Source organism: Phytobacter palmae (assembly GCF_039409775.1).
GTDB lineage: Bacteria > Pseudomonadota > Gammaproteobacteria > Enterobacterales > Enterobacteriaceae > Phytobacter > Phytobacter palmae.
The window spans coordinates 1-14,522 of sequence record NZ_JBCIVJ010000034.1; the positions used below are offsets into that span (position 1 = coordinate 1).

Below are 14,522 nucleotides of genomic sequence, written 5' to 3' on the forward strand. Positions count from 1 at the left end.
AAGCAGCAAGCTGCTTCCTGTTACCGTTCGACTTGCATGTGTTAGGCCTGCCGCCAGCGTTCAATCTGAGCCATGATCAAACTCTTCAATTTAAAAGTTTGATGCTCAATGAATTAAACTTCGTAATGAATTACGTGTTCACTCTTGAGACTTGGTATTCATTTTTCGTCTTGCGACGTTAAGAATCCATGTCACTTTGAGTGCCCACACAGATTGTCTGATAAATTGTTAAAGAGCAGTTGCGACGCGCTTTAGCGCTCTGTCGCGAGGTGGCGTATATTACGCTTTCCTCTTTCAGAGTCAACCCTGATTTTCAGGATTTTTCTCTTCAACCGAACCGGCTGTTTGTGTGAAGTGATTCACATCCGCCGTGTCGATGGAGGCGCATTATAGGGAGTTCTCCGCAGGCCGCAATAGAAAAATTGCAGAAAAATGACTGACTGCTGCATTCCACAGCAAAATCCCGCTTTATACCCTTTTGCACACAGACTTATCCACAATGCTGCGAAAAAGTGAAAATTCGCGAGCGTTGCGCAAACGTTTTCGTTAAAATGCCCCCGCTAAAACAAGGATGCCCCGTAAGGGGCGTTAGCTGAGTTTTTTTATGAAAATTCAGCTAACGCTCTCTGTAATCGTCAAATCCAGGGGATTTACCATGCAACAACGTCGTCCAGTCCGCCGCGCGCTGCTCAGTGTTTCTGACAAAGCCGGTATCGTCGAATTCGCCCAGGCACTTTCTGCACGCGGTGTGGAACTGCTATCTACAGGGGGTACTGCCCGCCTGTTAGCTGATAAAGGCCTACCGGTAACCGAAGTGTCCGATTACACCGGTTTCCCGGAAATGATGGATGGACGCGTTAAAACCCTGCATCCGAAAGTACATGGCGGGATCCTTGGTCGTCGCGGCCAGGATGACGCCATTATGGCTGAGCACAGCATCTCTCCTATTGATATGGTCGTCGTTAACCTTTATCCGTTTGCCCAGACCGTTGCCCGCGAAGGCTGTTCCCTGGAAGATGCGGTTGAGAATATTGATATTGGCGGCCCGACCATGGTGCGCTCTGCAGCGAAGAACCATAAAGACGTGGCCATCGTCGTAAAGAGCAGCGACTACAACGCTATTATTGAAGAGATGGATGCCAACGAAAGCTCGCTGACGCTGGAAACCCGTTTTGACCTCGCCATCAAAGCATTTGAACATACAGCCGCCTACGACAGCATGATCGCCAACTACTTCGGTAGTATGGTTCCGGCCTATCACGGCGAGACAAAAGAAGCTGCTGGCCGCTTCCCACGTACCCTCAACCTGAACTTCATTAAAAAGCAGGATATGCGTTACGGTGAGAACAGCCACCAGCAGGCTGCCTTCTATATAGAGGAAGAGATCAAAGAAGCCTCTGTTGCGACCGCGCAGCAGGTACAGGGCAAAGCGCTTTCCTATAACAATATCGCCGATACTGATGCGGCGCTGGAATGCGTGAAAGAGTTCAGCGAACCGGCCTGCGTTATCGTCAAGCACGCCAACCCATGCGGCGTCGCGGTAAGCACCTCTATTCTGGACGCCTATGACCGCGCCTACAAAACGGACCCGACCTCCGCGTTCGGCGGTATCATCGCTTTTAACCGTGAACTGGATGCGCAAACCGCGCAGGCTATTATCTCCCGCCAGTTTGTGGAAGTGATCATTGCCCCATCGGCAACCGAAGAAGCGCTGAAAATCACTGCCGCTAAGCAGAACGTCCGTGTACTGACCTGTGGCGAGTGGACCGCACGTGTTCCGGGCCTCGATTTCAAACGTGTTAACGGCGGCCTGCTGGTTCAGGACCGCGATCTCGGTATGGTGACCGAAGGCGAATTGCGCGTCGTGTCCAAACGTCAACCAACCGAGCAGGAACTGCGTGACGCGCTGTTCTGCTGGAAAGTGGCGAAGTTCGTGAAATCTAACGCTATCGTGTACGCCAAAGAGAACATGACTATCGGCATTGGTGCAGGCCAGATGAGCCGCGTCTACTCCGCGAAAATCGCCGGAATTAAAGCAGGCGATGAAGGGCTGGAAGTGAAAGGCTCCGCGATGGCGTCTGATGCGTTCTTCCCGTTCCGTGATGGTATCGATGCCGCCGCCGCCGTTGGCGTGAGCTGTGTGATCCAGCCTGGCGGTTCTATCCGCGATGACGAAGTGATTGCCGCCGCCGACGAACACGGCATTGCGATGATCTTCACCGACATGCGTCACTTCCGCCATTAATTTTCGGAGCAGACAATGAAAGTATTAATTATTGGTAACGGCGGACGCGAGCACGCGCTGGCCTGGAAAGCGGCGCAGTCGCCGTTGGTCGACACCGTTTTCGTCGCGCCGGGTAACGCAGGCACCGCGCTGGAGCCCACGCTGCAAAACGTCGCCATTGGTGTAACCGATGTTCCGGCACTGCTGAGCTTTGCGCAGAATGAGAAAATCGATCTCACTATTGTCGGTCCGGAAGCACCGCTGGTGATTGGCGTGGTAGATGCGTTCCGTGCCGCAGGGCTGAAAATCTTCGGCCCAACGGAAGGTGCCGCCCAGTTGGAAGGCTCCAAAGCCTTCACCAAGGATTTCCTTGCGCGCCACCATATTCCGACGGCGGAATACCAGAACTTCACCGAAGTGGAACCTGCCCTGGCATACCTGCGCGAAAAAGGCGCACCCATTGTCATTAAAGCCGACGGTCTGGCTGCCGGTAAAGGCGTTATCGTTGCGATGACGCTTGAGGAAGCCGAAGCTGCCGTCAACGACATGCTGGCAGGCAACGCCTTTGGTGACGCGGGCCACCGTATCGTTATCGAAGAGTTCCTCGACGGTGAAGAAGCCAGCTTTATCGTGATGGTTGACGGTGAGCATGTGCTGCCGATGGCAACCAGCCAGGATCATAAACGCGTAGGTGACGGCGATACCGGCCCGAATACGGGCGGTATGGGGGCATACTCCCCTGCTCCGGTGGTGACAGATGAAGTCCACCAGCGCACCATGGAACGTATCATTTGGCCTACCGTGAAAGGTATGGCCGCCGAAGGGAACACCTATACCGGCTTCCTGTATGCGGGTCTGATGATCGACAAACAGGGTAACCCGAAGGTTATCGAATTCAACTGTCGTTTTGGCGATCCGGAAACGCAACCGATCATGCTGCGCATGAAATCCGATCTGGTGGATCTGTGTCTCGCCGCCTGCGGCGGCAAGCTGGATGAAAAAACATCCGAGTGGGATGATCGCGCGTCTCTTGGCGTGGTGATTGCTGCGGGCGGTTATCCGGGCAACTACAACACCGGCGATCAAATCCACGGCCTGCCGCTGGAAGAAATCGAAGGCGCGAAGGTATTCCATGCGGGCACCAGGCTGTCTGATGATGATCGCGTTCTCACCAACGGTGGTCGTGTGCTGTGCGCCACAGCTTTAGGTCATACCGTTGCCGACGCACAGAAGCGTGCATATGCATTAATGGAAAATATTCAGTGGGAAGGCTGCTTTAGCCGTAAAGATATCGGTTATCGTGCGATTGCCCGCGAGCAAGAGAAGTAATTACGCAGTTTGCCCTCTTCCTCAGGGGAGAGGGCACAAAAACAAACACACCTCAGAATGTCTTCTCAGTCGGTTGCCAGGTACAAAAATCTTCATTGGCCACAAGTAGTAACTGAGAACCCTCTGGCCCTTCCAGCCACGCAACGCTCACTTCCGCCGATGAATGATTCTGCCGACGCTCTATATGGCTGATAGCCAGAGAATCGAGGTCGGGTTTGATAGTTTGGCCTTCGCATGTTGTAACGGAACCATTTGCATGCCAGCGGCCCTGACGCAGCACCACACGCCCCAGACGCAATGCGTCGCTGGTCTGCCGTAGTTGGTTCGCGCGATAACGGTAGAGCGCTATCTGATCGCTGGAAAGCTGTTGTTTCTGACCATTGACTTCACGCTGCATGAAACTCAGCTCACCGTGGTCATCAAAACGCACACGGATGTGTTCCGGTGTTTTACCGTAGATATTGAGTTCAATAAGCTGGAGTTCATCGCCCTGCCAGCGGTATTCGCTCAGGGAGGTATTCCCGTTGTGCCACGGGCTAAAGGCGGCGAGAAGATGGGTCTCGCTGTCGGAATCTTTGCGCCAAATGCGCTCTGCACCCTGGTCCCCGGCGTAGCCGCTGGCGGTGAACGGGGGAAGTGAGGTGTTGTGGCTACAGGCAGTTAATAACAGTATGCCGGCCAGCACCTGTGAACGGCGCCAGAAAGACAAAAGGGGCCGTAAAGCCCCTTCGACAAAACTGTTCACTGCCATGTCTGTCTTACTTAACAGAGTCTTTCAGTGCCTTACCAGAAACAAACGCCGGTACATTAGCTGCGGCGATTTTGATCTCTTTACCGGTCTGCGGGTTGCGGCCAGTACGCTCAGCGCGGTGGTTCACTTTGAAGGTACCGAAACCAACCAGTTGTACAGCATCGCCTTCTTTCAGAGACTCAGTAATCGCAGCCAGGGTGGATTCAAGAGCAGCTTTCGCTTGCGCTTTAGACAGATCAGCCTTGTCCGCAATTACATCAATCAGTTGAGTCTTGTTCATAAGTTATCCTTTCAATGTGTTTATCGCTTGCTAAGCATCGAGTGCGACGGAAATGCCAGAAAAGCACTCTCCTGCATACACGCACCGATAGCCACGTTTTTTCGCCCCCCAAATGTAGACCAGACGGGGGTGCGAAGGGAAGCCTCCCTGGACGACAAAACAGGCGTTAAATCACGTTTTGTTGTCTCATTGCTGCAAATTTATACCGATATTACTGTCTCCGGCCTCACGCAGGTCTGCGCGGAGGCCTTTGATCAGCTCAATATCGCGTTCTTCGCAGGCAGCCAAAAGGCGGAAAATCTCCCACTGAATGTCCCATTCCTGCTCTACCGCCGGGTTCTCTTTCAGCTCTTCGTCGGTCATTTCGCGACCTTCCTGAGTCATTTCCAGCATCGCAACGGTGGTAATAGAGGTCTTACTCACCTCAACCGCGTATTCCATCGATTCACCGCTCAGGAGCGCATGAATAAGATCGCTTAGCGCCACACACGCATCAATCGCCGGGTAGACACCGTACATATCGTAGTCGTCAGCCGAGGGAATTGCCTCTTCCAGCTTCTCAAGCTGATTATCGAAATTCACCTTTGCATCTTTTACCGTCAGCGTTTCCCACACCAAATCGAGAATGCGGCGATAAAGCTGCGGGTCGCCAAACTCCGTTTCCTTGCAGAACATGGCGTAATTGGGATACATGCGCTCGCAAAGAGAGGCCATAAAGGTGACGTGCTGCCACGTTGCCAGCTTCTCCAGGCGCAGGTGAATCGGGTTTTGTAACATGATAGGTTCTCTGATGCAGAAATTAGCCGCAGTGTACCTGAATCAACGCTGAATTTCCTGCCAACGCACGAATGCAGGACGACCAGATGCGACAGCATCGGCCCACCGGGTCGGTTCAGGCAGGCGATAGCCTTTCATGCAACGCTGTACCCATGCCAGCGCGGTATCTACGCTTACGCGATGCCCTGTCGCCACGAAAAGAGGGTTACAGCGCGCTTTGCTACGCCAGACCCATGCCAGTTGCTCGCCTTTGTCCATTAGCGGCGCCAGGGCGCCCGGTTCATCAGAGAGAGGCTCAAACTTACCGCACAGCCGTTTTTTCGCCACACCAATGGTTGGCACATCGACCAGCATGCCAAAGTGGCTGGCGACCCCCAGACGACGGGGATGCGATATTCCATGTCCGTCGACAAATAGCAGATCCGGTTTTTGTGAGAGCTGCTCCCACGCCGCGAGCAGCGCGGGATATTCACGGAAAGAGAGAAAACCGGGGATATAAGGCATAGTGGTCGCAATACGCGCCACTTTATACTCAACCAGTTCCAGTTCAGGCCATGTCAGCAGCACCATCGCGGCACGCGTCACTTCGCCGCCTTGCTCAAATCCCACATCCGCACCGCCGATCAGGGCAGGAGGATCTTTTTCCAGGCGATCCTCACGGATCACCGAAGAGGCAAGTTCAATTTGTTGAGCGCGTAGCGACGCAAGATCCATGACGACTCCTTACTTGTGATACCGGGCTGAGAGCCTGTGCACCGCCTCCACAAATACGCCAGCGTGTTCTGGCGAAACATCCTGATGGATGCCGTGACCGAGGTTGAATACATGCCCTTCACCCTGTCCGAAAGCAGCAAGTATAGACGCGACTTCGTCTTCGATGCGGGCAGGAGCGGCATAAAGCATTGAGGGATCCATGTTACCCTGCAGTGCAACTTTGTGACCGACACGTCGGCGCGCGTCGCTTATATCCGTCGTCCAGTCAAGACCCAGCGCATCACAGCCTGTCTCTGCCATCGCTTCCAGCCACTGCCCACCGCCTTTGGTAAACAGCGTTACTGGTACGCGCTTGCCGTCATTTTCACGCAGCAGGCCGTCAACGATTTTATGCATGTAATAGAGCGAGAACTGTTGATAATCGCGCCCGGTCAGCACACCGCCCCAGGTGTCGAAAATCATCACGGACTGGGCGCCCGCTTTGATCTGCGCGTTGAGGTACAGGGTGACGCTGCTGGCCAGCTTATCGAGCAGTAAATGCAGCGTTTGCGGTTCGGCGTACATCATCTTTTTAATAACGGTAAAGGCTTTGCTGCTGCCCCCTTCAACCATATAGGTTGCCAGTGTCCACGGGCTACCGGAGAAGCCAATCAGCGGCACTTCGCCTTTCAACTCACGTCGAATGGTGCGCACAGCATTCATGACATAGTCCAGCTCCAGCTCCGGGTCAGGCACTGGCAGTTTTTCAACATCCGCATGACAGGTAATGGGAGAGGTAAAACGAGGGCCTTCGCCCGCCTCGAAATAGAGCCCCAAGCCCATCGCGTCCGGGATGGTGAGGATGTCGGAAAAAAGGATGGCTGCATCAAGCTTGTAGCGACGTAAAGGCTGAAGAGTGACTTCGCACGCCAGTTCGGCATTTTTGCACAGCGACATAAAGTCACCCGCCTGGGCGCGAGTCGCTTTGTACTCCGGGAGATAGCGACCAGCCTGACGCATCATCCATACTGGCGTGACATCCACCGGCTGGCGCAGTAATGCGCGAAGGTAGCGATCGTTTTTTAATTCGGTCATGTTTACATTCCTTTAGCGTCTGGCCGCCAGTTTATACACAAAGTCATTTAAGTGGCATCGCGGCAGCAACTGAGCTAACCCCGGGAGCTTACTAAGATAAGTGGCCGGGGTAAGCAAAGGCAGCTAACAGTGAAGCCATTTGAAGGACGAAGTGTATCATGTCACTCGTAGTCTGCCCGACACTGCGCAACCGTATCTTCAATCAGACGACGGGCAACGGTGCCAGGCGGAGGTAGCAGGGGCAGATCGTCGTAGCGGTACCAGCCTGCATCAATCAACTCTTTGGGATCGATAACAATCTCGCCGCTGTCATATTCCGCCATAAAAGCCGTCATCAGCGATTGCGGGAATGGCCAGGGCTGCGAGGTGATATAACGCAGGTTTTTCACTTTGATACCGCTCTCCTCCATCACTTCACGAGCGACGGCCTGTTCCAGCGTTTCACCCACTTCGACAAAACCGGCCAGAACGGTGTAAATACCATTGCGATGACGGGTGTGCTGAGCCAGCAGAATTTTATCGTCGCGGCGAATCGCAACGATAATGCAAGGTGCAATTTGCGGGTAATAACGTTCGCGGCAGTGGTCACATAGCATAGCCCACTCTGTCTTACTGGGGTGCATAGTATGGCCGCAATAACCACAAAACTTGTGTGAACGGTAAAACTCAGCCAGTTGAACACCGCGCCCGGCCAGTTGAAACAATCCTGGATCCTGCTCAATGACCTGACGAACGGTTCCCATCTCCTGTCGACGATTCTGGCGGATCATCCACACAGGTTCGCCTTCCCATTCGCCTATCCGGAGTGCGCTTTGCCCCACAAGATCGAAATTTCCTGCATTACCGAGTGGTAATTCTCCCCCGGGCAACCATAATTTTTGTTCATGGCTTACGATCCACCAGCCATGATCTGATGACTCGATAATACGATGCATTTGTTTGCACTACCTTAGCTTTACTGGCATGTTGTTAACATTATTATTACATTCGAACGTTTTTTAATCTTAATATTGCGGAGTCAATTATGCTAAACCAGTTAGCAACCCTGGCGGAACGAATTGGAGGAAGTAACGAACTGGTCGACAACTGGCTGTATAACCGAAAACAGCTGCTGGTTCATTACTACAACCTGGTTGGCATAACACCTGTAAAAGGCTCGTACATGCAGCTGAATGAAAAAGCGCTGGACGAATTCTGTCATAACCTGGTTGAGTATCTTTCCGCCGGTCATTTTAATATTTATGAACGGATTATCGGCGAAATGGAAGGGACCAGCCCACTTTTAGCGGCCACGCAGATCTACCCTCTCCTCGAAGCTAACACCCTGGAAATTATGGAGTACTACGACTCCAGCCTGGAAAACGCTATCGATGATGACAATTACATTGAATTTCAGCAGGCGCTGTCTGATATCGGTGAAGCACTTGCAGCTCGCTTCACGCTTGAGGACAAGTTGATCGTACTGGCATACGACAACAATCTCAAGGAAGGCGCCAACGACGAAAGTGGAATGGCGCGTCCTGCTTGAGTTCTTTCTGATTAACGCGTAGTTTAAAAAACAGTCCCCGTCTTCGGACGGGGTTTTTCTTGTCGGAGTGCCTATATTTCCATAAAAGCATTCGCGATGCCTTGAGGCGGCAAGTCAGTGAATTCCGGGAGCTTACATAAGTAAGTGACCGGGGTGAGCAGATGTAGCCATCAGCGAGACAGCGCGAAGGATGAAGTGGAAAAGGCTGAGACCGTTAATTCGGGATCCGCGGAACCTGATCAGGTTAGAACCTGCGAAGGGAACAAGAGTAATCCATTCACATCAATCACCCTTGTGGTGATCTGTTGTTATTACTCCATCCGTCGTCTGACAAGCCATATCCTTAACATCTGGAATGAGCTATGTCTGCAAATCAACTTACACGCCGTGAACAACGCGCCCAGGCGCAACACTTTATCGACACTCTGGAAGGCACCGCATTCCCGAACTCAAAACGCATCTACATCACCGGCTCCCGGCCTGATATTCGTATTCCGATGCGCGAAATCCAGCTTAGCCCGACGCTTATCGGCGGCTCAAAAGACAACCCCCAATACGAAGAAAACGAGGCGATTCCGGTCTATGACACCTCCGGCCCTTATGGCGACCCGAATGTAGCTATCGACGTACAGCAAGGGCTGGCGAAACTGCGTCAGCCGTGGATTGACGCCCGTGATGATACCGAAGAACTCAGCGATCGCAGCTCTGCGTACACCAAAGAGCGTCTTGCGGATGATGGCCTGAATGACCTGCGTTTTAGCGGTTTACTGACACCGAAGCGAGCCAAAGCGGGTCAGTGTGTTACCCAGTTGCATTATGCTCGCCGGGGGATTGTGACCCCGGAAATGGAGTTCATCGCCATTCGTGAAAACATGGGGCGCGAGCGTATCCGCGGCGAGGTATTGCGCCAGCAGCATCCTGGCCACGGCTTTGGTGCTAACCTGCCCGAAAATATCACCCCGGAATTTGTGCGCGATGAAGTGGCTGCCGGGCGCGCCATTATCCCCGCCAACATTAACCACCCGGAATCAGAACCGATGATTATCGGGCGTAACTTCCTGGTGAAGGTCAACGCCAATATTGGCAACTCTGCGGTCACCTCCTCTATCGAAGAAGAGGTGGAAAAACTGGTGTGGTCCACACGCTGGGGGGCCGATACGGTGATGGACCTCTCCACGGGTCGCTATATTCACGAAACCCGCGAGTGGATCCTGCGTAACAGCCCGGTGCCGATTGGTACTGTGCCGATCTACCAGGCATTAGAGAAGGTGAACGGTATCGCCGAAAACCTGACCTGGGAAGCCTTCCGCGACACCCTGCTGGAGCAGGCTGAGCAGGGCGTCGATTACTTCACTATCCATGCAGGCGTGCTACTGCGCTACGTACCGATGACCGCCAAACGCCTGACCGGCATCGTCTCACGCGGCGGCTCGATTATGGCGAAGTGGTGCCTGTCTCACCATCAGGAAAACTTCCTCTACGAACACTTCCGTGAAATTTGCGAAATTTGCGCCGCCTATGATGTCTCACTGTCACTGGGCGATGGCCTGCGTCCAGGCTCAATTCAGGATGCCAATGACGAAGCGCAATTCTCCGAGCTGCGAACGCTGGGCGAGTTAACCAAAATTGCCTGGGAATACGATGTGCAGGTGATGATTGAAGGCCCCGGTCACGTGCCGATGCAGATGATCCGCCGCAACATGACCGAAGAGCTTGAGCATTGCCATGAAGCGCCGTTCTACACGCTGGGGCCGTTGACGACCGATATCGCGCCGGGTTACGACCACTTCACCTCCGGGATTGGCGCGGCAATGATCGGCTGGTTTGGCTGCGCCATGCTCTGCTATGTCACGCCAAAAGAACACCTCGGGTTACCAAACAAAGAGGATGTGAAGCAGGGGCTGATTACCTACAAGATCGCCGCTCACGCTGCGGATCTCGCCAAAGGCCATCCCGGTGCGCAAATCCGCGATAACGCCATGTCCAAAGCACGTTTCGAATTCCGCTGGGAAGACCAGTTTAACCTGGCGCTCGACCCGTTCACCGCCCGTGCGTATCACGATGAAACCCTGCCGCAGGAATCGGGCAAAGTCGCCCACTTCTGCTCCATGTGCGGACCGAAATTCTGCTCAATGAAAATCAGCCAGGAAGTACGGGATTACGCCGCAGCCCGGACCATCGAAGTGGGAATGGCAGATATGTCAGAGAACTTCCGCGCCAAAGGTGGCGAGATCTACCTTAAAAAGGAGGAGGTCTGATGTACCAGCCAGATTTCCCGAGAGTCCCTCTGCGCTTAGGCCTGTACCCGGTGGTCGATAGCGTGGTGTGGATTGAACGCCTGCTTGAAGCTGGCGTGCGAACCATTCAGTTGCGCATCAAAGATAAGCGTGACGAAGAGGTTGAAGCCGATGTTATAGCAGCCATTGAACTGGGGCGTCGCTACGATGCCCGCCTGTTTATCAACGACTACTGGCGGCTGGCGATAAAACATAACGCGTACGGCGTACATCTGGGCCAGGAGGATCTGGAAACCACCGACCTGAAAGCGATTCAGGCGGCGGGCCTGCGCCTCGGCGTGTCGACTCACGACGATATGGAAATTGACGTGGCGCTCGCCGCACGTCCGTCCTATATCGCCCTGGGGCACGTCTTCCCGACCCAAACGAAACAGATGCCCTCTGCGCCGCAGGGGCTGGAACAACTGGCACGCCATATCGAAAGGCTTGCCAGTTATCCAACCGTCGCCATCGGCGGGATTAGCCTTGCGCTCGCGCCTGCGGTGATGCGTACCGGCGTTGGCAGCATTGCGGTCGTCAGCGCTATTACTCAGGCAGCGGACTGGCGTGAGGCAACGGCGCAGTTACTGACTATTGCGGGGGCTGGCGATGAATGATCGTGACTTTATGCGCTATAGCCGCCAGATGTTGCTGGAAGATATCGCCATTGACGGGCAGCAAAAACTGCTCGATAGCCGGGTGCTGATTGTCGGATTAGGCGGGTTAGGCTCCCCCGCCGCGCTCTACCTGGCGGGCGCAGGCGTGGGTACGCTGGTACTGGCCGATGACGACGACGTACATCTGAGTAACCTGCAGCGACAAATTGTGTTTACTACTGACGACATCGCCCGGCCAAAATCTCAGGTCACCAAACAGCGCCTGGGAAGGCTCAACCCGGAAATTTCACTGATCGCACTTGAGCAGCGCCTTTCCGGCGAGGCGTTGCGCCACGCGGTGGACAGTGCCGATCTGGTACTCGATTGCACCGACAATATGGCGACACGCCAGGCGATTAATGCCGCCTGCGTCAGCACCAGCACACCATTGATTACCGCCAGCGCCGTGGGCTTCGGTGGTCAGTTGATGGTACTTACGCCACCGTGGAGCCACGGTTGCTATCGCTGTTTGTGGCCAGATGAACATGAACCCGAACGCAACTGTCGTACCGCCGGGGTAATCGGTCCGGTGGTGGGGGTAATGGGGACATTACAGGCGCTGGAGGCCATCAAGCTTTTGAGCGGGATAACCACCACCAGCGGAGAATTGCGCCTGTTCGACGCCCGCGCTAACAACTGGCGAAGCCTGGCGTTACACCGGGCCAGCGGTTGCCCGGTTTGCGGAGGGCTGCATGCGCATTCAGTTCAATGACAGCCCAATGCAACTCGACGACGCGCTGACTGTCACCGCCCTGTTGCAGCAACTTGATCAGCTAAAACCCGGCGCCGCACTGGCGCTTAATCAGCAAATTCTCCCGCGCGAGCGGTGGGAAGAGCATATCGTGCAGGACGGCGACCAGATCCTGCTTTTTCAGGTTATTGCAGGGGGCTGAGATGTTACGCATTGCAGACAAACAATTCGATTCACATTTGTTTACCGGCACCGGGAAATTTGCCAGCGCAGCGCTGATGGTTGACGCCATTCGCGCTTCCGGCAGCCAGTTAGTCACACTGGCAATGAAGCGCGTGGATTTGCGTCAGCATAATGATGCCATTCTCGCACCACTGTTGGCAGCAGGCGTCACGCTACTGCCTAATACGTCCGGGGCGAAAACGGCGCAAGAGGCTATCTTTGCTGCCCAACTGGCGCGCGAAGCGCTGGGTACCCACTGGCTTAAGCTGGAGATCCACCCGGATGCACGCTGGCTTTTGCCAGATCCCATAGAGACGCTGAAAGCGGCAGAAGCGCTGGTGAAACAGGGATTTGTCGTGTTGCCTTACTGTGGCGCAGATCCGGTGTTATGTAAGCGTCTTGAAGAGGTCGGTTGTGCCGCCGTCATGCCCCTGGGAGCCCCCATTGGCTCCAACCAGGGGCTGGAAACACGAGTGATGCTGGAGATCATCATCGAACAGGCGACCGTGCCGGTGGTGGTCGATGCCGGTATCGGCGTACCCAGCCACGCGACGCAGGCGCTGGAAATGGGCGCTGATGCAGTTCTGGTGAATACGGCGATTGCCGTGGCCGACGATCCGGTGGCAATGGCGCATGCGTTCCGTCTGGCAGTAGAGGCTGGCATGCTGGCACGGCAGGCAGTTCCCGGCGCGCGCCATTCACATGCTGTTGCCACCAGCCCGCTTACCGGCTTTCTGGAGGTCAGCGCATGAAGACGTTTACCGATTACTGGCGCACGCTGAACTGGGATGACCTTCGGCTACGTATTAACAGTAAAACGGCAGCAGATGTCGAGCGCGCCCTGAATGCCGCACGCCTGACCCGCGATGACTTAATGGCCCTGCTCTCTCCTGCCGCCAGCGCATATCTGGAGCCTCTGGCACAAAAAGCACAGCGACTCACACGTCAGCGCTTTGGCAACACGGTGAGCTTTTACGTCCCTTTGTACCTATCCAACTTATGCGCCAACGACTGTACCTACTGTGGCTTTTCGATGAGTAACCACATCAGGCGCAAGACGCTCGACGAATCGGATATTGCACGCGAATGCGCAGCCATCCGCGAAATGGGATTCGAACATTTACTGCTGGTCACCGGCGAACATCAGGGAAAAGTGGGAATGGACTATTTCCGCCGTCACCTGCCGACGATTCGTCGCCAGTTCGCCTCATTGCAGATGGAAGTACAACCCCTCTCCACAGAGGAATACGCCGAGCTGAAAATGCTGGGGCTGGATGGCGTCATGGTGTATCAGGAAACCTGGCACGAGGCGCAGTATGCCCGGCATCATCTGCGCGGCAAGAAACAGGATTTTTTCTGGCGCCTGGAGACACCGGACAGGCTCGGTCAGGCGAGCATTGATAAAATCGGTCTTGGCGCGTTGATTGGTCTTTCCGACAGCTGGCGGGTGGATTGCTACATGATGGCGGAGCATTTGTTATGGCTACAGCAGCACTACTGGCAAAGCCGTTTCTCTGTATCGTTCCCCCGCTTACGCCCCTGCACTGGCGGGATCGAGCCGGCCTCTGTTATGGATGAACGTCAGCTGGTACAGACCATTTGCGCTTTTCGCCTTTTTTCACCGGAAATCGAGCTGTCACTCTCAACACGTGAATCACCCTGGTTTCGTGATCATGTGGTGCCGCTGGCAATTAATAACGTCAGCGCGTTTTCCAAAACGCAGCCCGGCGGTTATGCCGATAATCATCCGGAACTGGAGCAGTTTTCACCGCATGATAACCGTCGGCCAGAACAGGTGGCCAGCGCGCTGGCAGCCTGCGGTTTACAGCCCGTGTGGAAAGACTGGGACAGCTGGCTGGGAAGAACGCCGCAAGAAAATGGCAACGTTGCAGCCATGCGTTAATATCTTCCGAACCGCTGCGCATCACACCCATCGGGGCATTGAGGATTACGCCCCGATTTTCTACTCTGCGCCGGTCAGCAACGGAAGCTGACCGGGG

The 14,522-nt window shown here is 54.6% G+C and carries 15 protein-coding genes and 1 rRNA gene; 9 read left to right on the plus strand and 7 right to left on the minus strand.

Features of this window, described 5'->3' with window-relative positions; genetic code table 11:
- A 16S ribosomal RNA gene (locus AAIG39_RS23840) occupies positions 1 to 92 on the minus strand; the annotation flags it as partial.
- A 563-nt stretch (positions 93 to 655) separates the two neighbouring features.
- Between AAIG39_RS23840 and purH the strand changes: the two genes are divergently transcribed.
- Positions 656 to 2,245 (plus strand): bifunctional phosphoribosylaminoimidazolecarboxamide formyltransferase/IMP cyclohydrolase, encoded by a 1,590-nt coding sequence (gene purH / locus AAIG39_RS23845; RefSeq protein WP_090089074.1) that lies wholly within the window; start codon positions 656 to 658, stop codon positions 2,243 to 2,245.
- A gap of 15 nt (positions 2,246 to 2,260) precedes the next feature.
- Positions 2,261 to 3,553, plus strand: coding sequence for a phosphoribosylamine--glycine ligase (purD, locus tag AAIG39_RS23850; protein ID WP_343194890.1), 1,293 nt, complete (start codon positions 2,261 to 2,263; stop codon positions 3,551 to 3,553).
- Positions 3,554 to 3,605: 52 nt separating this feature from the next.
- Here the strand turns inward: purD and AAIG39_RS23855 are convergent, their stop codons facing one another.
- The 6 genes from AAIG39_RS23855 to nudC all read right to left on the minus strand — a co-directional run bounded on the left by AAIG39_RS23855 (position 3,606) and on the right by nudC (position 8,084).
- Entirely contained in the window at positions 3,606 to 4,298 is a 693-nt protein-coding gene (locus AAIG39_RS23855) for a DUF1481 domain-containing protein (protein WP_090089075.1), read from the minus strand.
- Between the two features lie 13 nt (positions 4,299 to 4,311).
- Complete coding sequence (gene hupA / locus AAIG39_RS23860) at positions 4,312 to 4,584, minus strand: nucleoid-associated protein HU-alpha (RefSeq protein WP_035890328.1); 273 nt, start codon at positions 4,582 to 4,584, stop codon at positions 4,312 to 4,314.
- 186 nt (positions 4,585 to 4,770) lie between these two features.
- Complete coding sequence (locus AAIG39_RS23865; protein ID WP_090089070.1) at positions 4,771 to 5,361, minus strand: YjaG family protein; 591 nt, start codon at positions 5,359 to 5,361, stop codon at positions 4,771 to 4,773.
- Between the two features lie 42 nt (positions 5,362 to 5,403).
- Positions 5,404 to 6,075 (minus strand): deoxyribonuclease V, encoded by a 672-nt coding sequence (nfi, locus tag AAIG39_RS23870; RefSeq protein WP_090089068.1) that lies wholly within the window; start codon positions 6,073 to 6,075, stop codon positions 5,404 to 5,406.
- A gap of 9 nt (positions 6,076 to 6,084) precedes the next feature.
- Positions 6,085 to 7,149 (minus strand): uroporphyrinogen decarboxylase, encoded by a 1,065-nt coding sequence (gene hemE / locus AAIG39_RS23875; protein ID WP_090089067.1) that lies wholly within the window; start codon positions 7,147 to 7,149, stop codon positions 6,085 to 6,087.
- A gap of 161 nt (positions 7,150 to 7,310) precedes the next feature.
- Entirely contained in the window at positions 7,311 to 8,084 is a 774-nt protein-coding gene (gene nudC, locus AAIG39_RS23880) for an NAD(+) diphosphatase (RefSeq protein WP_090089065.1), read from the minus strand.
- 89 nt (positions 8,085 to 8,173) lie between these two features.
- Here nudC and rsd point away from each other — a divergent pair, with 89 nt between their 5' ends.
- The 7 genes from rsd (at position 8,174) to thiH (ending at position 14,425) form a co-directional block, all read left to right on the plus strand.
- Positions 8,174 to 8,677, plus strand: coding sequence for a sigma D regulator (gene rsd, locus AAIG39_RS23885; protein ID WP_090089063.1), 504 nt, complete (start codon positions 8,174 to 8,176; stop codon positions 8,675 to 8,677).
- A gap of 362 nt (positions 8,678 to 9,039) precedes the next feature.
- Positions 9,040 to 10,935: a phosphomethylpyrimidine synthase ThiC gene (thiC, locus tag AAIG39_RS23890; protein ID WP_343194891.1), complete on the plus strand. Its 1,896-nt coding sequence runs from the start codon at positions 9,040 to 9,042 to the stop codon at positions 10,933 to 10,935.
- A complete protein-coding gene (gene thiE / locus AAIG39_RS23895; protein ID WP_090089058.1) occupies positions 10,935 to 11,570 on the plus strand; it encodes a thiamine phosphate synthase in 636 nt (211 codons plus the stop codon). Before thiC ends, thiE begins: the two co-directional genes overlap by 1 nt.
- Positions 11,563 to 12,321: a HesA/MoeB/ThiF family protein gene (locus tag AAIG39_RS23900; RefSeq protein ID WP_090089055.1), complete on the plus strand. Its 759-nt coding sequence runs from the start codon at positions 11,563 to 11,565 to the stop codon at positions 12,319 to 12,321. Before thiE ends, AAIG39_RS23900 begins: the two co-directional genes overlap by 8 nt.
- Positions 12,302 to 12,502, plus strand: a complete 201-nt coding sequence (gene thiS, locus AAIG39_RS23905) for a sulfur carrier protein ThiS (protein WP_343194892.1) — start codon at positions 12,302 to 12,304, stop codon at positions 12,500 to 12,502. Before AAIG39_RS23900 ends, thiS begins: the two co-directional genes overlap by 20 nt.
- A gap of 1 nt (position 12,503) precedes the next feature.
- Positions 12,504 to 13,274, plus strand: coding sequence for a thiazole synthase (gene thiG / locus AAIG39_RS23910; protein ID WP_343194893.1), 771 nt, complete (start codon positions 12,504 to 12,506; stop codon positions 13,272 to 13,274).
- Positions 13,271 to 14,425, plus strand: a complete 1,155-nt coding sequence (gene thiH / locus AAIG39_RS23915) for a 2-iminoacetate synthase ThiH (protein WP_343194894.1) — start codon at positions 13,271 to 13,273, stop codon at positions 14,423 to 14,425. The genes thiG and thiH overlap by 4 nt, the downstream gene beginning before the upstream one ends.
- Positions 14,426 to 14,522 lie beyond the last annotated feature (97 nt).